The organism is Tunicatimonas pelagia, assembly GCF_030506325.1.
GTDB lineage: Bacteria > Bacteroidota > Bacteroidia > Cytophagales > Cyclobacteriaceae > Tunicatimonas > Tunicatimonas pelagia.
Genome location: NZ_CP120683.1, coordinates 4,434,892 through 4,454,986, shown reverse-complemented (window position 1 = coordinate 4,454,986; position 20,095 = coordinate 4,434,892). Strand labels below are relative to the sequence as shown.

Sequence of the window (20,095 nt, the reverse complement as noted above, 5' to 3'; positions counted from 1 at the left end):
TATGGAAGAAATAAAGCGCATACAACAACGGCAATCCCGCCGAGATTTTTTGAAGCAAGGTAGCTTAGGGTTTGGTGCTCTAGCGTTAGGAAACTTATTAAACCCCGCTGACGCATTAGCTAAATCAGCTACCTCCGGCGGCATCATTCCCGGGCCACATTTTCCAGCGAAAGCCAAACGGGTGATCTACCTGTTTCAAAGTGGTGGACCATCTCAAATTGAGACTTTCGACTATAAACCAGAATTAGCCAAGTGGCACGGACAGGAGATTCCCGATTCGGTAAAAGGCACTCAGCGTAATTCGGGAATGGTTACTGGACAGTCTACCTTTCCGTTGGTAAAATCAATCTACGATTTTAAGCAGTACGGTCAGTCGGGAGCTTGGGTGAGTGAGTTATTTCCGTACACTTCGCAAGTGGTAGATGAGATGTGCATTATCAAATCTATGTACACCGAAGCCATTAATCACGAGCCAGCGGTCATGTTTGTGCAAACGGGTTCTCAGCTTAGTGGTCGTCCCAGCATTGGTTCCTGGCTAAGCTACGGTTTGGGTTCAGATAATGAAAATCTGCCTCACTTTATTGTTCTTATTTCTAAGGGAGGCGGAGCCCAACCGCTGAGTTCGGCTGCCTGGGGCAATGGTTTTTTGGCTTCTCACCACCAAGGTGTACAGTTTCGCTCGGGTAAAGACCCGGTTCTTTATCTCAACAATCCCTACGGAGTGCATCAAGACGATCGTCGCCGAGCACTGGATTACATTAAGGAGATGAACGAGCATCAGTACGGTCTATGGGGCGACCCGGAGATCCACTCCAAGATTACTCAGTACGAAATGGCGTATCGGATGCAAACCTCGGTACCTGAAGCAGTGGAAGTAGGCAAGGAACCCGATCACGTTTACGAATTGTACGGAGAGGATGCGCGTAAACCCGGCACCTACGCCGCTAACTGCCTTCTGGCGCGCCGACTAGCCGAACGAGATGTGAAATTCATTCAGCTCTACCACATGGGCTGGGATCAACATGGCGAACTTCCGAAAGGTATCAAACGTCAGGCGTTAAGTACCGATCAGGCTACCGCCGGATTAATTAAAGATTTAAAGCAGCGTGGTTTATTAGAAGACACCCTAGTTGTGTGGGGAGGAGAATTTGGGCGAACCAGCTTCTCGCAGGGGCGGTTGACCAAAGATAACTACGGGCGCGATCACCATCCGGGTTGCTTTACCATGTGGATGGCGGGTGCTGGGGTAAAACCCGGAATGGTCTACGGCGAAACCGATGAATTTAGCTACAACGTAGCCAGCAACGGCGTTCATGTCCACGATTTCCAGGCTACCCTACTGCACTTAATGGGTATTGACCACGAACAGCTTACTTTTAAGCATCAGGGACGACGTTATCGCCTAACGGACGTTCACGGACACGTGGTGAAAGATATTTTGGCTTGATTTCTTAGGAAGTATTGGTATCTTCAACTTGATAAATAATCAATGCTATGCCAGCCACTACTGTTCAAGACCTATCTAACGTTCACCATTTAGTATCTGATCTATTCAACCAGCCTCAAACTCCCGAAGAGTGGGAACAGTATCGGTTGAGCGATGAGCAGGTAGCGTTCTTTCAGGAAAATGGCTATTTATCTAATATCAAACTGCTAGAAGATTGGCAAGTAGATGCGCTTAGGGATGAACTGGAAGAGCTTACCGACCCCAATCATCCGGGGCACTCGCTATTTTACGAGTTTCATTCTAACGAATCGGCCGACCCAAATACCACGCTGTTTCATTCGTTGGGTCACTGGCGAATCAAACCAGGTTTTCACGATATTTTGTGGAACCCAGCTTTTGTTATGACCGCCAGTCAATTGCTAGGTAACAACTCAGTGCGCTTCTGGCACGATCAATTGTTCTGTAAGCCCGCCCGCCACGGGGGAGTGGTAGCTTGGCACCAGGATTATTCCTACTGGACCCGCACCATTCCGATGCAACATCTCACCTGCTGGGTAGGGCTGGACGATGCTTCTACTGAAAACGGTTGCTTATATTATGTGCCGGGTAGTCATCGCTGGGGCCTACTAGATAAACCCGAGCTGGCCGGAGATATGGAGGGCTTGATGGATTACCTCACGGAAGAACAGAAAGGTGAATTTAAGCCAGTGCCGATAGAGATGAAGCGAGGTCATGGCTCGTTCCACCATCCACTGACAGTACATGGCTCCTACGCTAACCATTCGGAAAGATCTCGGCGAGCGTTTGTGCTGAACGTATTCGCCGACGGCACCCAGTCAGATACTGACGAGGAATTACTAGCCGGGGTACCTCCGGTCAGGAAAGGGGAAAAGATGCAAAGCCAATTCTTTCCTTTGCTCTATCGAGCGTAATTTAAACGATTCCAATTTTTTTAGAGTGAGCAATAGCCTCTTGGCTATTTTTGAAGTAGCAAGTTGCTACGTCTAAATCTTGAATGTTAGCAAGCACTTTCTCTACCTTTTTCTTGGGGCGATGCCCCGTTTGGCGAATGTAGATGGCTCGTACATTCAGTGGAAAATGCTTGCTCACCCGCTCGTACAGATAAGGATCGTGCTGAGAGTCATCACCCAATAGCACGTAATCCAGATGAGGGTAAAAGGTGATAATATCTTTAATCTTGATGAATTTATGATCGTGGTTACCCCGGCCGGTCATCAGAAAATCAGTTAAACTCGTTTTAATTTTCTTCAGTTTAATCACAGCCTTGGGTAGATGATGAATCTCCGCAAAGCGAGTGATGAACGAATAAAGATTCCATTCACTACTGGATACATAAAAAAAAGCATTGGACGCTTCTGCACTATCTTGTCCGGCTTTACTCAACGCTCGATAATGGTCTACTACGTCATCAAAGATTTTACGGCGGTTCACATTGCGAAACAACATGACGTATAGTTTTTTGAAAACCTTATTGCTGTAAGAGATCAAGAAGGTATCGTCAATATCCGAAATAATTCCAAGCTGACTTGGATAGGGTTTCAATAACTCTCCCTGCTCTTCTAGCTGGTGCCCATCTATTTGACAACAAATTTTAAACGGATGCCAACCGCTGGGTAGTGATTCTTTGAGTGGGAGATTGAACCGAAAATATCCGTCCTTCGTCGTTTTAGAAGAAACTTCCCAATCGTTAAGCTCAAACGTAACTTTTACGTTGTTTAAGGGGTTAAGACGAAACATACGGATCATCGCCAAGGCGTAGCTGAGTTTGCCGTTCTCCATTGTAGAAGTAGTAGGTGTATGAGAGCGGAAAATATGACCGAAGACAATCACCTCTTGGTCGTTGGCGTAGCCGCGATACAGCTTTAGTTGTATTTCTTTCAATGCTATTAATCGTTAGGTGAATATTTTTTACTTACTATGAACCAACTTAGTAACATATTACTAGTCGTTAACCCTATCTCTGGCAATACTGATAAAGGCGACCTCATTCAAAAAATAGAAAGCCGTGTGGCTCAGAAAAACATCCACCTTAAAAAGTACCATACCACCGGCAAGGGCGACGTGGAAAAGATTACTGAACTACTTAACTCCTTTGAGGCCCATCGGGTTTTGGTAGCAGGGGGCGATGGTACTATTAAAATGTTAGCCGAAACCTTGCGCGACCAGAACATTCCACTTGGTATTCTGCCCACCGGCTCGGCTAATGGTCTGGCGCATAACTTGGGAATTAGTGAAATACTGGACGAAGCCATTGAAACCGCCTTAGGCGATAGGCTGCAAGAAATAGATGCCATTTGCATTGACAATGATCTTTGTCTGCACATAGCCGACTTAGGTCTTAATGCTGAGCTGATTAAAAACTACGAAAACGGCCAGATTCGGGGGAAAATAGGCTACGCACTCCAGGCGGTTCCGACCTTAATAAACAGCAAAATGCCCTTCTCATTTGAGATAACCACCGATGAAGGAACGATACATCAAGAAGGTATTCTGTTAGGAATAGCTAATGCCTCGCACTATGGCACCGGAGCCCGGGTAAACCCCGATGGAAAGATCAACGATGGTAAATTTGAGGTTTTAATCTTTAAAAAGTTTGATGTGATTGATATTGCCCAAACTCTTCAGCCTGAAAACGAACCCGATGCTGACTTTATGGAGTTTGTTGCTACCACTCGCGTTAAGATACGCTGCAAGCAGGCGATTCCGTTTCAAATAGATGGGGAATACTACGGTGAGGTAGACCAAGTAGAAGCCTACGTTTTACCTAACCATTTGCAGATAGCCGTTTGAAGATAATATACCTTACGCCCACATTTACCGACCTTCCGCGTACTTCATCCGTTGCAGTTGGAGAAACCTTCAGCTCAAACGCTCTAATTAACAATAAGCTTAAACTGCGTTATGGGAGCCAATGCTTGGTACAAGGAAGCTGAGGGCATCTTGGCTGGGCTTATTAGTAACGCATTTTTGCTGTAGTCTACCATAACTGGTAGCATATGCATAGATTGGTGATCGACTCGGTAAACTGCTAGGTGGGCAAAGTGCAATTTTAAGTATTCTATCCAGAGCTTTTCTTCCTGGGCAGACACATACTTATCTGACGAGCGAGCAATAAGTAAAGTGGTAGGAGTGGCTAAACAAAGCCTAGGCAGAAAACAGGCCATTCGCTTAATTTGCTGATAGGTGCTAGGTTCGCCATCGTCTACTAAAATAACTTGCTCTACTCGATCCTCCGCTGTAGGAATAACCAAAACCGGGCAAGAAAACAAGGATGAGTAGGCTGACTTTTTGGTACCATATTCATCGTAGAGCTGGTGATAATAAGATTCATCTATCACCAGTACGTCTGAGAACAGTGACTCTCGCCGAATGTCTCTAAAAGTAGCCTCGTAGCCTCGAATTGAACTTTTAGATCTTGTTGCTTGACTTACCACCGAACGAGTGCGCCTGCGTGTAGGGCTAATAATGGCGGTAGATGATACTTCCTCCGACAGTAGTGGACTTGACTTCAATCGTAGATCTACCAATATGTTATTGTTCGAGTTGAAATAATAAGAGGTAAAACCTAGCAGAGGGTCAAGGCCTTCAGTCTGGTTTCGGCACAGTAGAATTCTTTTTCGGTTCATAGCAAAAAATTTAATCTTCTGCCAAAGTACCGAGAATGCTACTTACGAAAAATGACGAAAGTCAGACTAAAGACAGATAATACCCAGCTTTTTCAAAGATTTACCGCCTAGTACAAATTAGCGGTTCGCACCAAACCTTGAGAATCTTCTACCCGAATCTTACGTCCTTGTGTAGAGACCAAACCGTCCTCCTTGAATTCGTGCAGCAAGCGAATTAGTGTTTCGGTGGCGGTGCCTACCATATTGGCTAAATCGTCGCGGGTGAGATTGATCTCAATTGGCCCATCGTCCTGAGCATCCATTCCGTAGGTGTCTTTGAGTTTAAGCAGGGTAATAGCCAAGCGTTCCCGCACCGTGCGTTGCGCCTGATTAGTAAGGTTTTCGGTCATTAGTCCTAACTCGTGACACACCTGCTTCATAATCTGCTGATTAAAATCGGAAGATTCTTGCAGTGTTTGTAAGAAAGTAGATTTGGGCAGAAAGCAGATGGTACAATCTTCCAGTGTTTCGGCTGATACCTGATACGTTTCTTCAGCCAACAACGCTTTGTAACCTAGCAAGCCACCATCATTAGCAATGTGAGTAATCTGTTCTTTGCCATCGTAGCCCAGCTTATAAACCTTTACCTTGCCCCGGTTAATACAAAATACCCCGAGTGGGCGCGTGCCTTCGTGAAATAGCACCTGCCCTTTTTTGTACAGCGTACACGATTTATTATCGGATATATTAGTGAGTTGGTGGCTGCATAGTGCCCCAAACAAAGAGTTGCCTCGAGAACCACAAGCCTCACAAGCGATAGAAGGATGACGAGCATTATTTTTCATGGTCAGTAGTGTTAGTTTCTACTATATCAAACGAAATAGAAGATAGCGAAGTTGATGAAAACTACCTACAAAAGCTGATATAAATCAATTTTTAGTATGATTATCGTCACACAGTAACCGCTAATTCTTATGCAATTTTACTTCGCATAAGGCATTGAGAAATGGCAGAGACAATAAGTATGACACCCCCGGCTGAGGCGCCCCCGGTTAAGGCATCCCCAGCCTGTTTTCACTGCGGAGAGGATTGCACCGATGAGGTTGTTATACAAGATAATAAAAGTTTTTGTTGCCGGGGTTGCCAAACGGTTCACGATATTCTTCAGAGTAGCGGACTGGATACTTACTATGCTTTAGAAAACACTCCTGGAGCTTCGCAAAAGCAGTCAGTAGTGTCTACCCAATGGGCTTCTTTAGATTTGCCGGAAGTACAAACTTCGCTGCTCGATTTTCAGGAGGGCGAAATTAGCCGAGTTACGCTGTTCTTGCCAGCCATTCATTGTAGTGCCTGTATTTGGTTATTGGAACGCTTACCCCAGCTCAATGCTAATATTATGCAGGCTCGGGTTCACTTTCTGAAGAAAAAAGTAAGCATCACCTTTCGCCACGAAGATCTTTCGTTGCGCTCGTTGGTGGAGCTGCTGCAATCGGTAGGATATACCGCCGATATTTCGTTAGCTGCACCAACCGAAAAAAAAGCAAGTACGCGTAACGATCTGATCTTAAAAATCGGGATTGCCGGGTTTTGCTTCGGCAATGTAATGCTGCTGAGCTTACCCGATTACCTGGATGCCGACTTTTCACTAAGTCCGACCTATCGCACGCTCTTTAGCTACTTGACTCTCCTATTATCCTTACCCGTTTTTTTCTATTCCGCATCTTCTTATTTCTCTGGAGCCGCTAAGGGACTACGCCACCGGATGTTAACGCTAGATGTACCGATTGTGCTAGGATTGCTCACCCTCTTCGGACGAAGTAGTTACGAAGTGATTACCCAGACGGGCACTGGCTACTTTGATTCACTTACCGGGCTGGTGTTTTTTCTGCTCATCGGCAAATGGTACCAGAACAAAACCTACCAGGCACTGTCTTACGACCGCGATTATGCCTCGTATTTTCCCATTGCGGTCACTCGGCTAGTTAATCAGCAGGAAGTAACTACTCCGCTAAAAGGCATTGAAGTGGGCGACCAATTACTAATTCGCCACCAAGAGCTTATTCCGGCGGATGCTATTTTACTTCGGGGTGAGGCTCGTATTGATTATAGCTTTGTAACGGGTGAGTCTGAACCAGTTGAGAAAGTAAGTGGTGATTATCTGTACGCCGGAGGAAGGCAACAGGGCGGCCCACTGACTATTGAGCTACGCAAGCCCGTTACGAACAGCTACCTAACTGATCTGTGGAACCAGCGAGTGTTTACCCAACCTATGAATGCCAGTCTAAGCCCACTGGCAAATCAGGTAGGAAGGTACTTTACTTGGGTTATTCTAGTAATCAGTGTAGCTACGGCAGGGTACTGGTACCTTCACGATAGTAGCATGATGATGAACGCAGTAACCTCCGTACTCATCGTAGCCTGCCCCTGTGCGTTAGCACTATCCATTCCATTCACCTTCGGGCACGCCCAACGTCTGTTGGGTAAGCGAGGATTGTATCTAAAGAATACTGAAACGTTAGAAAAGTTAGCCAGTATCGATCATGTTGTCTTTGATAAGACCGGAACAATTACGCAAGCTCAGCCCTCAAAAATACCGTTTGTCGGCGAACCCCTCAGCTTAGAAGAGCAATCGTGGATTCGCACCGTAGCGCGTACTTCCACTCATCCGCTCAGCCAGGCGATCTACCGCAGCTTGCCCAATCATTTGCCTCTACAGCCTCTCACCCAGTTTCAAGAACAAGCCGGGCAGGGAATAACTGCCGAAGTGGCTGGCGTAGAAATACGGCTTGGATCAGCTTCTTGGGTCGGCCATTCATCAGAAGCAGATACCAACACAACTCAGGTATACGTCCGCATTGGCAACCAAATACGCGGTTATTATCGCTTTGCTAATCATTATCGTCCGGGCTTTACTGCACTAATGCAGCAATTACGAAAGCAGTATCCTACTCATTTACTATCGGGCGATCAAGATCGAGAACGAGCTAATCTGGCGCCGTACTTTCAGGAGTTACATTTTCAGCAGTCGCCGATGGACAAACTAAACTATCTAAAAACGCTGGAAGAAAACGACAATCGCGCGCTAATGGTAGGCGACGGTTTGAATGATGCCGGTGCCCTCAAACAAAGCCACGTGGGCATTGCGGTAGCCGATAATGTGTATCAATTTTCTCCGGCTTGTGATGCCATTCTGGATGCCAATCAATTGCCAAATCTCAGCCGCTTCCTACGCTTTTCGCAGGTTAGTTTACGAATCGTAAAATGGGCCTTTGTACTATCTTTTCTTTATAACCTAGTCGGTCTATCGTTTGCGATAAGTGGGTTGTTAACCCCCCTGATTGCCGCTATTTTAATGCCACTCAGCTCAGTAACTGTAGTGGGCTTCATTACCTTGGCAGTGAACGGGTGGGGGAAGATGATACTACGTCGCTAACACTCGGTAACAACCGACTTGGCGATTGCCTTACGCGGATTAGTGAAAAGTTATACCACCAAACCTACCATCTTGAAAGCAGTTATTATCACCCTCAGTCTTTTAATGTTAAGTCTGGTTGCTCAGGCGCAAACCGAAAAGCAAATTATTCAGAACGACCATGCCTGGATATCGGTGAACAACCTTTATCAACTGACCAATCGTTGGGGAGTACTCAGCGATACGCACATTCGGCGCACCAATTTTATCGGCGCTCCCAGCTTCTATTTTATAAGGGGGGGAGTGCAATACTCAATTAAGCGAAACTTACGAGTGGCCGGTGGTTACGCTCATCTGTGGCTTGCTTCGTTGAATGAAGAGCCTTGGGAAAACTATCTCAACGAAAACCGTATTTACCAGCAAGTGAGCTTCTCGCACCGTTACCCAGGAGTAAACACCCTGTTTCGGGTTCGTAACGAGCAGCGCATTTTCAACACTCGAGTTAACGGAGAATCACTAAACGACCACTACATAATTCATCGGGTACGAATGCTCCTCAGCGCCAGCATTCCTTTTCGGGAAGGAGGACGCACCCAGTTTTTGCTTGCTGATGAAATGCACCTCAATTTCGGCAAAAAAGTGGTGTTTAACACCTTCAACCAAAACCGCCTTACCGTCGGAATTAAGTACCGAATGAGTCCTCAGTGGAGCTTAGACACCGGTTATATGATGGTGTTTCAGCAGCGAAACTCCGGCTTTGAGTATAACCTCAATCACACGTTTCGCCTATTCTTCTACGGCACCTTTGATTTCAGAAAAGACAAATCGAAAAAGCTGGATTACGTACGACACTCGGAGGAATAGCTGCCATTTGTTTTCTAGCGGATACTGAAGTTATTTCTACTTACTCATTCCTCAACGAATCAGCTGGATTAGCCATAGCCGCTCGCCAAGACCGCAAGCCAACGGTAAGCAAGGCTAAGCCCAACGCCGAAAGGATGGTCAGCAGAAAAGTGAACACTCCCAAGTCGGTACGATAGGCAAAACCCGCAAGCCACTCCTGGGCAAAATACCAAGCTAAAGGTGCAGCAATGATAAAACTGATTAACACCAGCTTCACAAATTCCTGAGAGAAAAGAGCAATTAGCTGGGCAACCGTTGCACCCAGCACCTTCCGAATGCCAATTTCCTTCACCCGCTGGTGGGTAGCAAAGGAAACTAAGCCGAGTAAACCCAGACAGCTAATAAAAATGGCAAGACCAGTGGTTACGTTGATCAATTTGGCTGTTCGCTGTTCAGTGGCATAGAAGTTAGCGATTGTTTCGTCATAGAACTCGTAATTGAGCGACTGATCGGGATAGAACTTACTGTAGATTTCTTCAATCTGGGCTAAGGCATATTGTACATCTGAAGCATCTTTGCCCTTAGTAGCCAACAGAATGCTCGTGCTTCCAGAGTTATGCCGATTGCTACCCATCATCACCGGACTAATCTTCTTATGCAACGGCCCATCGTGAAAATCTCGTACAATTCCCACTACCGGAAGCTCCTTATTTTCGTTAATTCGGATTAGCTCACCCACTGCATCATTAGGATGCTCAAACCCGAAAGCCTTAACGGCAGTCTCATTGAGCAGCAGTTCATTGGTCGTGTCACTCGGAAAATAGTTGCGCCCGGCTAACAAATCGATGCCGTATACGCGAAGAAAACTAGTATCCGCTTCTTTGATAGTGATGCTAACCTCGGTCTTTATCGTATCATCAACATAAGAAACCGTTCGGGTGCTCCAACCAGTAGAGGCTGGTAAGCGACCACTGAGACTTACTGCTGATACACTGCTAAGTGTACGAAGTTCATTGGCCACTAAGAAGCGGTTTTCCGTAGTATCTCGCCACCAGTTCTCCGGACGATAATGGATGACCGCATCTTTTTTGAAGCCCATGTCTTTGTTAAGCAGATAGTGCAGTTGACTATCAATGATGAGCGTTCCCAAAATAAATGCCTGGGCAACGGCAAACTGAAAAATAATCAGGGCTTTCCTAAAATAGGCTTTTCTGGTTGCTCTGGAAGTTCTAACTACCTGACTTTTTAGTGCTGAAACCGGAGAATAAGCAGATAGTACCCAAGCCGGATAGGTACCGGCTAAAAAGCTTACTACGATAATAATTGTTAACAACGCCAGCCATCCCTGACCTTTCCACAGTACGCTAAGTGATAAGTCAGTGGGTAAACTTTCGGCGAAATAGTTCATGCCTAATTTGGCTACCAGAATAGCTAATACTGCTGATAGCAAAGTGATTAGAAAAGTTTCGCCCAGAAACTGTTGAACAAGCTGTACTCGACTGCTACCCAGCACCTTTCGAACTCCTACCTCCCTAGAGCGTAGTACCGACCGAGCCGTTTCCAGATTAATGAAATTCACCGAAGCGATCAGCAATAAAAACAGTGCTACTAAGGCTAATCCGTAGAGCGTGGGTTTATGTGCAATCTGTTGTTGATCAAGACGATAGTCCGCATCAAAGTGCATTTCTGTGAGGGGTTGCAAACCGAACTTCCACGTAGTATCATCCCCTTCTTTCATCATATATTTCTCGATTAGTAACGGAAATTTCTGTTCAATATCTTGGGGAGAAGTTTCTTCAGAAAGCTTTAAAAAGGCTAGGGAACTACTGTTTGTGCTTCGCCAACTTTCCAGCCCGTAGTTTCCAGCCAACTGTTCGTTGGAATATAGTGTGGTGTAAGAAAGATAGTCGGTAAACGGAAGATCGGTGTTGGACGAATTATCCTCTAAAATTCCTGATACCACAAAATCTATTGAATCAAAATAGACGACAGTTTTTCCTACTGCTTCTTGATGGCCAAAGTATTTATTCGCCTGACTTTCGGTAAGTACCACCTGGTAAGGTTTAGTCAGTGATTGTTCAGGGTTACCTATCTTCCATTGATAGCCAGATAATACTTTGAAATAGTCTGGCTCGGCAATAACGATATGCTTTTGCTCACCCAGACTGCTATCGTCAGGAAGTTTTACGTTAGTAGTGTGTACGGTATGAGCGGCAGTTAACGCTTCCCATCCCGAAAAATCCTCTCGGATAGCTTGAGGAACCGGAGCCGGTATTCCTCCATTCGGAAACCACTCGTCGGTAAATTTAGTATGGGTCGTCACCCGATAAATACGCTCAAGGTCAGGATGGTGGCGATCGTAGCTAAACTCATGTTGCACAGTTAGCGCAATGACCAAACAGGCAGCGATTCCTACCGCTAGGCCGAACACGTTAATGGCGGTGTGAAGTTTACTCTTTTGTACCTGACGCCAGGCGGTTAAAAAATAGTTGCGAAGCATAGCTCGGGAAGTAATGGGTAAAACATAGCCTTTCCGCTTGATAGCGAACAGACGGAAGAAAAATAGAATATTGAAAAAATACAGTGCTTGCGCTTTTCGTAAACCGTACCGCTTTACCCAGCGCACGTACAGTTCATGTAAATCGCCTTGAATTTCGGGTAGCAGTTCTGCTCGGCAAAACCAGGCAAGTAGCCGGTTAGCAAACTTAGGAGGTTTAGGTGTCTTTTGCTTCATACTTAGGTTGGTCGATTAGAACGATTACTACCGAATTAAATGTGGTCCCAGGCTACTTTCGGAATCAATTCCCACATCCGGTTGCGTACTTGGCGACTTTCTTCTAGGGCTTGCTTGCCGTAGGCAGTAATTCTAAATAATCGTTTGGGACGCCCGCCTCGCTCTTCTGTAGCTTCTCCCATCCACGAAACCAGAAAGCCTTTATCTTCCAGCCGATTCAGCGCCGCATGTACCGTGCTGAGCGTCACCGTTCTTCCAGTTTGCCGTTTTACTTCATCTTTGATACTCACCCCGTACGCCTTGTCGTACAATAGTCCGACCGTGAGCATGACCAGTTCCTGAAATTCACCAAGGTTTGTTCCTTTCATCAGATATGTTTCGTAAATGACGATAATATAGAAAACTCAAGTTATACTTCCTATTTTATAGTAAATTCATTTCAACTAAGCTTCTCAATTGATGAAAACATATTGATCAAAAGCGTTTACGTAATTTACAAATATGGAATTCAACTCCATATTTGTAAGAAAAGCGTATATTGCTCTATGATACATCGTACATTATCGCAGGCAGTACAGAAAGCGGCAGAAAAGCTACCGGTAATTACCGTTACCGGCCCCCGGCAGTCGGGCAAAACAACCTTAGTACGGTCAGTTTTTTCCGAACATAGCTACTATAATCTGGAGTATCCTGATACCCGGGAATATGCCTCTACTGACCCCCGGGGATTTCTGCAATTAGCCCCGCGGATGATTATTGATGAAGTACAGCACGTGCCCAACCTCACATCATACATGCAAGGAATGGTGGATGAAGAAAAAAGGGCGGGACAGTTTGTACTCACGGGGTCACAGAATTTTTCGTTGGCCCAATCAGTATCACAGAGCTTAGCGGGGCGCAGTGCGATCTTTCATTTGTTACCACTGTCAATAAATGAATTGCAAGCTGAAGGCTACACCGTTGATGACTATCTACCTTGGCTATACCAAGGTTTCTACCCTCGCTTATACGACCAGAATTTAGCCCCCCAGGATTGGCTTCCTGACTATATCCAAAGCTACCTGGAACGAGATGTACGGCAGATTACCCAAGTGAAAGATCTTACTACATTTCAAATCTTTCTGAAATTATGCGCCGGACGTACCGGACAGTTACTTAATATGGCATCGCTAGCTAATGAAACCGGAGTTGATACTAAAACAATCAAGTCGTGGGTGTCTGTATTAGAGGCCAGCTATATTGTTTTCTTGTTGCGTCCGCACTACCGGAATTATGGGAAGCGACTAGTTAAAACGCCCAAAATTTACTTTTACGATACTGGCTTGGCTTGCTCATTACTAGGAATTAAAAGTTCTGATCAGCTAAGTAGTCACTATCTGAAAGGTGAACTATTTGAGTCTCTCATTATCGCTGAACTGCAAAAGCACCAGTATAATCGAGGACAACGGCCTACTGACTACTTTTGGCGCGACAACACTGGCCATGAAGTAGACTTTCTTTCTGAAGATAGCGAGCGGGTTAGAATCGCCGAAATAAAATCAGGCAAAACCATTCGTCCTGAATTTTTCCGAGGATTAGATTTCTACCAAAAAATTGCCTCTACCGAAGCTTCCTCATACCTGATTTACGGCGGCAATGCCTCGCAAAACAGATCAAACTACACTGTACTTCCCTGGAACAAATGCACTGATCTATTCTCCTAAAAAAACCTGACGAAAGTCAAGTTTTTAGCTGATCCGCATCATTCTCTGCCTCTCTTTCTTACTCTTTCTTTGTAGGGAAAATGCAGCCTGAATGAGTGTATTGATTCTATTGATCGGAGTGAGTTTGACCGTAGCCTTGGTATTTTTGCTGGCTTTTTTGTGGGCCAGCACCAGCGGGCAGTACGAAGACGACTACACTCCTTCGGTGCGAATGCTGTTTGACGACAATTTACCCACCAAACAAAAAAAATCCAGTTCTCCTACCCCTTCAAAGAAATAGCCTATGTCTACTACTACTGTACGGACGTCGGATCGCCCCCCGATAGAGCCTTCTCAACAACTAGAAACGTTTCGCTACGACAACACCATCGTCCGGCTGTTTTTAATTGCAACCACCGTGTGGGGCATTATTGGCATGACTGTCGGCCTACTGGTAGCGTTGCAGTTTGTGTACCCCGCCCTGAGCTTTGATTTGCCTTTCCTAACGTTCGGACGGATTCGACCACTGCATACCAATGCGGTGATCTTTGCTTTTGTGGGCAATGGTATTTTTGCCGGAGTATACTACTCCCTACAGCGACTTTGTAAAACCCGCATGTTTAGCGATACCCTGAGTCGTATCAACTTCTGGGGTTGGCAACTTATCATTCTGTCGGCAGTGCTTACGCTGCCATTGGGTATTACTACTAGTAAGGAATACGCTGAGCTAGAGTGGCCCATCGATATCGCCATCACGCTGCTGTGGGTAGTATTTGGCTGGAATATGTTCGGAACTATCCTGAAAAGGCGCGAACGACACCTGTACGTGGCTATTTGGTTCTACATTGCCACCTTCGTTACCGTGGCGGTACTGCACATTGTTAACTCCTTCGAGCTACCGATTGCTCTGTTCAAGAGCTACTCTTGGTACGCCGGGGTGCAAGATGCCCTAGTGCAGTGGTGGTACGGCCACAATGCCGTAGCGTTCTTTCTAACCACTCCCTACCTGGGGCTGATGTATTACTTCGTACCTAAAGCGGCTAATCGCCCGGTGTACTCCTACCGCCTATCAATCATTCACTTCTGGGCGTTGATCTTTATCTACATTTGGGCCGGGCCGCACCACTTACTCTACAACACATTACCTAACTGGGCGCAGTCGCTGGGCGTAGTTTTCTCAATTATGCTGATTGCCCCCTCCTGGGGCGGAATGCTTAACGGTCTGTTCACCTTACGCGGTGCCTGGGATCGGGTGCGCGAAGATGCGGTACTCAAATTTATGGTAGTCGCTATTACCTGCTACGGCATGGCCACTTTTGAGGGCCCGATGCTCTCGCTGAAGAACGTGAATGCTATCGCTCACTTCACCGACTGGATTGTAGCCCACGTACACGTTGGTGGATTAGGCTGGAACGGTTTCTTAACCTTCGGGATGCTCTACTACCTAATTCCCCGGCTGTACCAAACTAAATTGTATTCTAGTAAGCTGGCCAATATGCACTTCTGGCTGGGAACGATGGGGATTATCTTTTACGCCCTACCAATGTACTGGGCCGGTTTTACCCAGAGCTTAATGTGGAAAGAATTTACTCAGGAAGGTTTACTAGCGTACCCTAACTTCTTAGAAACTGTAGAGCAGATTCGTCCCATGTATATGTTACGAGCCGGTGGCGGTGCTTTGTATATCACTGGGGCACTTATTATGGCCTACAATCTGATTAAAACGGCCTACAGTGGTTCTTTCCAGCGAGAAGAGACCGCTCAGGCTATGCCGTTGACTAAAAAATACCAAAGTCCGAAGAACGAGCATTGGCACCGCAAGTTGTTTGAGCACCGTCCGATAGTTATGCTTGTGGGCAGCCTGATCGTTATTCTTATCGGAGGGCTAGTTGAACTGGTTCCTACCTTCCTGGTGAAGTCAAATGTACCAACTATCAGTAGTGTGCAACCCTATACTCCACTAGAGCTTCAGGGGCGTGACCTGTACATTCGTGAAGGCTGCAACAACTGCCATTCGCAGATGATTCGTCCGTTCCGCTCCGAGACTGAGCGTTATGGGGAATACGCTAAAGCTGGTGAGTTTGTGTACGATCATCCGTTCTTGTGGGGTTCTAAACGTACTGGCCCTGATTTGCTGCGCGTAGGGGGTAAATACCCGGATTCTTGGCACTACCACCATATGTACGATCCCGAATCCATGTCGCCCGGCTCCATTATGCCACCGTACCCCTGGCTGCTGGAAGACGACCTAGATGCTAGCAATACCGCCGATATTATCAATGCCATGCGGACGCTAGGCGTTCCCTACGAACCGGGTTACGAAGATCAAGCCCTAGCTGACCTGAACCAACAATCAGCAGAAATTGTGGCGCGCCTGAAAGAAAGCGGAGTTGAGGTAAGCCCCGAAAAAGAAATAATCGCCCTAATTGCTTACCTACAACGATTGGGAACCGATATACAAGTAAAAAATAATGACTGATGAATAGTGAGTAATGATTAATGAACCACTAAGCTAACAGTCATTACTCATCAATCGTCAATCATTAGTCATCAATCATTACAGTTATGCTCAAATTCATTAAACACCATATGGAAACGATTACCGGGATTGAGATTTTTCCGCTGATCTCGTTTCTTATCTTCTTTGCTTTCTTTGTTGTGCTGCTCATTTGGGTATTCCGCTCTAGTAAGGAATACATTGCCGAAGTAGAACAACTTCCTCTCGACCAAGAACCTCAGACCGACTCACTATGAAGCGTTTTATCAACCATCGTAAAAGAATACTACCCTGGCTAATTGGAGCATTGCTTCCTTTCTTGCCCGTAATCGCTACTGCTCAGGAGGCTGCTCCTGCTTCAAACATGGGCATGAGCAACATTGAGCAGTACATTGTCTGGGGACTGATGGGACTGGAGGTGGTACTACTCATAGTGGTGGTTATTTTATTGGTAGTCATCAAAATGATGAGCAATGTACTGTTCCCTACTTCGAAAGTAAGTCCGAGTGGTGAATTAGTAGAACCGGACAAACCTTGGTATCAGAAGTTTTTAACCCAAGTAAACGATGCGGTACCGATTGAGCGGGAAGCGGAGGTGATGACTACCCACGAGTACGACGGTATCTACGAACTAGACAACAACCTACCGCCCTGGTGGAAGGCCATGTTTTACGTTACCATTGTATTTGCCGTAGTGTACCTGCTCTACTTCCACGTATTTAGTTTAGGCTCGTTTCAGGAGGAGGAATATGAGCAGGAGATGGCGCAGGCTAAACTAGAAGTAGACGCTTACCTAGCCACCGCGGGCAACAGTGTAGATGAAACTAATGTAACCTTCATCAGTGATGCCGGCCGACTGGATGCTGCACAGAAAATGTTCGCCCAAAAATGCTCGGCTTGTCACGGTATGGCGGGCGAAGGCGGGGTTGGTCCCAATCTCACTGATACCTACTGGATTCACGGAGGTGACGTGAAAGATATTTTCAGAATAATCAAGAATGGGGTACCAGAAAAAGGTATGATTCCCTGGAAGTCGCAGTTGAGTCCCGTGGAGATGCAAGATTTATCTAGCTACATTATTACCCTGGAGGGCACTGAGCCACCGAATGCCAAAGAACCTCAGGGCGAGCCGTACGAACGAGACGAAGAGTTGGCCTTAAACTAAAGGGAGCAGAACACCCTGCCCCTTGCCCCCAGAACCCCGCTAAAAATATGAGCGATCAAACAACCATAGAACCTGACCAGCCGTCATTCAGAGATAAAGTATCCACGGTAGACGAGCAGGGCAAGCGAATTTGGATTTATCCTAAAAAACCGAAAGGGAAATTCTACTCGGCTCGCATCTGGGTTAGCGTTGCTTTGTTAGCTTTTCTCTTCGCTGGCCCATTTATACGGATTGGCGGAGAGCCACTGCTGTTACTCAATGTATTAGAACGAAAGTTCGTCATCTTTGGACAGGTGTTCTGGCCCCAAGATTTTTACCTGTTCGTGCTGGCTATGATCACGCTCGTAATTTTCATTGTGCTCTTTACCGCCGTGTACGGACGATTATTTTGTGGTTGGGTGTGCCCACAAACTATCTTTATGGAGATGGTCTTTCGCCGAATAGAATACTGGATTGAAGGAGACTATACCGCCCAAAGGGCCTTAGACCGTCGCGATTGGGATCAGGACAAGATCATTAAGAGAGTGGGCAAGCATTCAATTTTCTTCGCCATTTCTTTTCTCATTGCCAACACTTTTCTGGCCTACATCATCGGTAGCGAAGCGTTGATTGAGATTGTGACTGATCCACCTAGCGAGCACTTGGCGGGTTTAGGAGCTATTCTGATATTTACCGCAGTCTTCTACTTTGTTTTTGCCCGACTACGCGAGCAGGTATGCACCAGCATCTGTCCCTACGGTCGCTTGCAGGGAGTATTACTTGACCGGCAGTCGGTGGTAGTAGCTTACGATCATCAGCGGGGCGAACCTCGCGGTAAGTTCCGCAAAAACGAAGATCGGGACGAAGCTGGAAAAGGCGATTGTATTGAGTGCCAGCAGTGCGTTCACGTGTGCCCCACCGGAATTGACATTCGCAATGGCACCCAGCTGGAATGCATCAACTGCACCGCTTGTATTGATGCCTGCGATGACATTATGGAGAAAGTAGGGCTGCCAAAGGGGCTGGTGCGCTACGCCTCGGAAGAAGGAATTGCCGAAGGCAAAAAACTACACTGGACTACCCGAAGTATCGCCTACACCGTAGTGCTGTTCGTACTGACGGTAGTCATGACCAGTTTACTACTAATACGTACTGATGTAGAAACCAGTATACTCCGCACTCCCGGCATGATGTACCAAGAGCAAGACAACGGCCAAATTAGCAATCTGTACAACATAAAGATTATTAACAAGACGAATGAAGACCTGTCAATTCACCTTCGTCTGATGGACGAGCGAGGCGAGCTGCGGATGGTTGGTCAGGAATATCTAGAGTTAGCGCAGCAGGGCACGGCTCAAAGTGCGGTGTTTGTCATACTAAATCGTGACGATATTCAACAGATGAAAACCGATATAAAGGTAGGAGTATACGCCGGAGATGAGCTACTGGAAACGGTAGAAACTTCGTTTCTAGGACCAAATCAATAATGAGTAATGATTAATTCTCATCTAATTAATCATTACTCATCAATCATTAATCATCAAATAATAAAGGTATGAACTGGGGATGGAAAATAGTAGTGGCATTTAGTCTGTTCGGTATCTTTATCGGGGTGCTGGTATTTCGTAGCTTTCAGCAAACGATTGACTTGGTATCGGAAGATTACTATCAGCAGGAGTTAGGGTACCAAGAGCGAATTGATAAAATTGCTAATAGCCAGTCCCTTGACTCACCGCTTACTTTTGCTCAGCAGGCTCAACAATTGGTGGTGCAGTTTCCCGATGATCTAACGGCTAACGTAGAAGGGAACATTCAACTATTCTGCCCTTCCGATATGCGAAACGATCGCACCGTAGCGATCGCCCTAAATTCAGATCAGCAGCAGATTATTCCAACGAATAAACTAGCTAAAGGCTATTATAAGGTCAAGGTTGATTGGGTAAGTGGCGATGCGGCCTACTTCACCGAAGAATCTATTTTTATTCAGTAATGATTGTCACCGCCTTCGCCATCGGATTATTAGGAAGCTTTCACTGTCTCGGTATGTGTGGCCCCATTGCGCTAGCCTTACCCGTTCGAGATCAGGCAAGTCTGCGTCGCTGGTTAGGCCGGTTAGCGTATAATTTAGGACGCATCACTACCTACGCTTTCCTCGGTGGACTATTCGGATTATTAGGACAGAGCCTAGCGATGGCCGGTTTGCAACAAACCCTTTCGGTGGCGTTAGGCATACTGATTGTTTTGGGCGTAGCATTACCCACTACGCTACTACTTCGAGTAAGCCCGAATCACTACATCGCCCGAATGATTGGGCGGGTAAAAAAATCAATGCAGCGGTTATTTGCTGTTCGCACCTACCCTGCTATGTTTGGGCTAGGCACCTTGAATGGCCTGTTGCCCTGCGGTTTAGTTTACGTTGGTTTGGCGGGCGCTATTGCCACGGGTTACGCCACCGAAGGTGCCGTGTATATGGCTGCTTTTGGGCTAGGCACATTACCAATGATGCTAGGGGTCAGCTTTTTAGGCCAGTGGATCAGCGTGCCACTGCGCAACAAAGTGAGGAAAGCGGTACCCGTGCTAGTAAGTGCTGTAGGAATATTATTCATTCTACGCGGCCTATCCCTCGACATCCCCTACGTTAGCCCAGTACTAGCCGGAGAAATGACCGTAGGTGAAATAATTACCATCTGCCGTTGATAATGGATAATGA

18 protein-coding genes are annotated in these 20,095 nt (G+C 46.3%); 13 read left to right on the top strand and 5 right to left on the bottom strand.

Annotation, left to right across the window (positions count from 1 at the left end; translation table 11 throughout):
• Nucleotide 1 precedes the first annotated feature (1 nt).
• Nucleotides 2-1,447, top strand: coding sequence for a DUF1501 domain-containing protein (locus P0M28_RS19130; RefSeq protein ID WP_302204298.1), 1,446 nt, complete (start codon nt 2-4; stop codon nt 1,445-1,447).
• A gap of 47 nt (nt 1,448-1,494) precedes the next feature.
• On the top strand, nt 1,495-2,379 hold the full coding sequence (locus P0M28_RS19125; protein WP_302204296.1) for a phytanoyl-CoA dioxygenase family protein: 885 nt from the start codon (nt 1,495-1,497) through the stop codon (nt 2,377-2,379).
• A 1-nt stretch (nt 2,380) separates the two neighbouring features.
• Here the strand turns inward: P0M28_RS19125 and P0M28_RS19120 are convergent, their stop codons facing one another.
• Nucleotides 2,381-3,349, bottom strand: a complete 969-nt coding sequence (locus tag P0M28_RS19120) for an App1 family protein phosphatidate phosphatase (protein ID WP_302204295.1) — start codon at nt 3,347-3,349, stop codon at nt 2,381-2,383.
• Between the two features lie 36 nt (nt 3,350-3,385).
• Between P0M28_RS19120 and P0M28_RS19115 the strand changes: the two genes are divergently transcribed.
• Entirely contained in the window at nt 3,386-4,258 is an 873-nt protein-coding gene (locus tag P0M28_RS19115) for a diacylglycerol/lipid kinase family protein (protein WP_302204294.1), read from the top strand.
• A gap of 83 nt (nt 4,259-4,341) precedes the next feature.
• Here P0M28_RS19115 and P0M28_RS19110 read toward each other — a convergent pair whose 3' ends face one another.
• The gene (locus P0M28_RS19110) at nt 4,342-5,094 is read right to left on the bottom strand and encodes a hypothetical protein (protein WP_302204293.1); all 753 of its coding nucleotides are present in this window, start codon (nt 5,092-5,094) and stop codon (nt 4,342-4,344) included.
• Between the two features lie 107 nt (nt 5,095-5,201).
• On the bottom strand, nt 5,202-5,918 hold the full coding sequence (locus P0M28_RS19105) for a Crp/Fnr family transcriptional regulator (protein ID WP_302204292.1): 717 nt from the start codon (nt 5,916-5,918) through the stop codon (nt 5,202-5,204).
• 161 nt (nt 5,919-6,079) lie between these two features.
• On the opposite strand from P0M28_RS19105, the gene P0M28_RS19100 reads away from it, so the two are divergent.
• Nucleotides 6,080-8,506, top strand: a complete 2,427-nt coding sequence (locus P0M28_RS19100; protein WP_302204290.1) for a heavy metal translocating P-type ATPase — start codon at nt 6,080-6,082, stop codon at nt 8,504-8,506.
• A 72-nt stretch (nt 8,507-8,578) separates the two neighbouring features.
• Complete coding sequence (locus P0M28_RS19095; RefSeq protein WP_302204289.1) at nt 8,579-9,349, top strand: DUF2490 domain-containing protein; 771 nt, start codon at nt 8,579-8,581, stop codon at nt 9,347-9,349.
• Between the two features lie 40 nt (nt 9,350-9,389).
• Here P0M28_RS19095 and P0M28_RS19090 read toward each other — a convergent pair whose 3' ends face one another.
• Nucleotides 9,390-12,062, bottom strand: coding sequence for an ABC transporter permease (locus P0M28_RS19090; protein ID WP_302204288.1), 2,673 nt, complete (start codon nt 12,060-12,062; stop codon nt 9,390-9,392).
• Between the two features lie 35 nt (nt 12,063-12,097).
• The gene (locus tag P0M28_RS19085) at nt 12,098-12,430 is read right to left on the bottom strand and encodes a PadR family transcriptional regulator (RefSeq protein WP_302204287.1); all 333 of its coding nucleotides are present in this window, start codon (nt 12,428-12,430) and stop codon (nt 12,098-12,100) included.
• Between the two features lie 177 nt (nt 12,431-12,607).
• Here P0M28_RS19085 and P0M28_RS19080 point away from each other — a divergent pair, with 177 nt between their 5' ends.
• The 8 genes from P0M28_RS19080 to P0M28_RS19045 all read left to right on the top strand — a co-directional run bounded on the left by P0M28_RS19080 (nt 12,608) and on the right by P0M28_RS19045 (nt 20,082).
• On the top strand, nt 12,608-13,765 hold the full coding sequence (locus P0M28_RS19080) for an ATP-binding protein (RefSeq protein WP_302204286.1): 1,158 nt from the start codon (nt 12,608-12,610) through the stop codon (nt 13,763-13,765).
• Between the two features lie 91 nt (nt 13,766-13,856).
• Nucleotides 13,857-14,045, top strand: coding sequence for a cbb3-type cytochrome oxidase assembly protein CcoS (gene ccoS / locus P0M28_RS19075; protein WP_302204285.1), 189 nt, complete (start codon nt 13,857-13,859; stop codon nt 14,043-14,045).
• 3 nt (nt 14,046-14,048) lie between these two features.
• Nucleotides 14,049-16,223, top strand: coding sequence for a cytochrome-c oxidase, cbb3-type subunit I (ccoN, locus tag P0M28_RS19070; RefSeq protein ID WP_302204284.1), 2,175 nt, complete (start codon nt 14,049-14,051; stop codon nt 16,221-16,223).
• An 86-nt stretch (nt 16,224-16,309) separates the two neighbouring features.
• Entirely contained in the window at nt 16,310-16,498 is a 189-nt protein-coding gene (locus P0M28_RS19065; protein WP_302204283.1) for a CcoQ/FixQ family Cbb3-type cytochrome c oxidase assembly chaperone, read from the top strand.
• The gene (locus P0M28_RS19060; protein WP_302204282.1) at nt 16,495-17,406 is read left to right on the top strand and encodes a cbb3-type cytochrome c oxidase N-terminal domain-containing protein; all 912 of its coding nucleotides are present in this window, start codon (nt 16,495-16,497) and stop codon (nt 17,404-17,406) included. The genes P0M28_RS19065 and P0M28_RS19060 overlap by 4 nt, the downstream gene beginning before the upstream one ends.
• 47 nt (nt 17,407-17,453) lie before the next feature.
• Nucleotides 17,454-18,872, top strand: a complete 1,419-nt coding sequence (ccoG, locus tag P0M28_RS19055; RefSeq protein ID WP_302204280.1) for a cytochrome c oxidase accessory protein CcoG — start codon at nt 17,454-17,456, stop codon at nt 18,870-18,872.
• A 68-nt stretch (nt 18,873-18,940) separates the two neighbouring features.
• Entirely contained in the window at nt 18,941-19,375 is a 435-nt protein-coding gene (locus tag P0M28_RS19050; protein ID WP_302204279.1) for a FixH family protein, read from the top strand.
• Nucleotides 19,375-20,082, top strand: coding sequence for a sulfite exporter TauE/SafE family protein (locus P0M28_RS19045; protein ID WP_302204278.1), 708 nt, complete (start codon nt 19,375-19,377; stop codon nt 20,080-20,082). Before P0M28_RS19050 ends, P0M28_RS19045 begins: the two co-directional genes overlap by 1 nt.
• Nucleotides 20,083-20,095 lie beyond the last annotated feature (13 nt).

Bases quoted from the DNA above. Each gene is read 5' to 3' on its own strand.
- P0M28_RS19125 (WP_302204296.1), top strand. From the start codon at position 1,495: ATGCCAGCCACTACTGTTCAAGACCTATCTAACGTTCACCATTTAGTA.
- P0M28_RS19060 (WP_302204282.1), top strand. From the start codon at position 16,495: ATGAAGCGTTTTATCAACCATCGTAAAAGAATACTACCCTGGCTAATT.
- P0M28_RS19105 (WP_302204292.1), bottom strand. From the start codon at position 5,918: ATGAAAAATAATGCTCGTCATCCTTCTATCGCTTGTGAGGCTTGTGGT.
- P0M28_RS19045 (WP_302204278.1), top strand. From the start codon at position 19,375: ATGATTGTCACCGCCTTCGCCATCGGATTATTAGGAAGCTTTCACTGT.
- P0M28_RS19065 (WP_302204283.1), top strand. From the start codon at position 16,310: ATGCTCAAATTCATTAAACACCATATGGAAACGATTACCGGGATTGAG.
- P0M28_RS19110 (WP_302204293.1), bottom strand. From the start codon at position 5,094: ATGAACCGAAAAAGAATTCTACTGTGCCGAAACCAGACTGAAGGCCTT.
- P0M28_RS19050 (WP_302204279.1), top strand. From the start codon at position 18,941: ATGAACTGGGGATGGAAAATAGTAGTGGCATTTAGTCTGTTCGGTATC.
- ccoG (WP_302204280.1), top strand. From the start codon at position 17,454: ATGAGCGATCAAACAACCATAGAACCTGACCAGCCGTCATTCAGAGAT.
- P0M28_RS19130 (WP_302204298.1), top strand. From the start codon at position 2: ATGGAAGAAATAAAGCGCATACAACAACGGCAATCCCGCCGAGATTTT.
- P0M28_RS19085 (WP_302204287.1), bottom strand. From the start codon at position 12,430: ATGAAAGGAACAAACCTTGGTGAATTTCAGGAACTGGTCATGCTCACG.
- P0M28_RS19115 (WP_302204294.1), top strand. From the start codon at position 3,386: ATGAACCAACTTAGTAACATATTACTAGTCGTTAACCCTATCTCTGGC.
- ccoN (WP_302204284.1), top strand. From the start codon at position 14,049: ATGTCTACTACTACTGTACGGACGTCGGATCGCCCCCCGATAGAGCCT.
- ccoS (WP_302204285.1), top strand. From the start codon at position 13,857: ATGAGTGTATTGATTCTATTGATCGGAGTGAGTTTGACCGTAGCCTTG.
- P0M28_RS19080 (WP_302204286.1), top strand. From the start codon at position 12,608: ATGATACATCGTACATTATCGCAGGCAGTACAGAAAGCGGCAGAAAAG.
- P0M28_RS19090 (WP_302204288.1), bottom strand. From the start codon at position 12,062: ATGAAGCAAAAGACACCTAAACCTCCTAAGTTTGCTAACCGGCTACTT.
- P0M28_RS19100 (WP_302204290.1), top strand. From the start codon at position 6,080: ATGGCAGAGACAATAAGTATGACACCCCCGGCTGAGGCGCCCCCGGTT.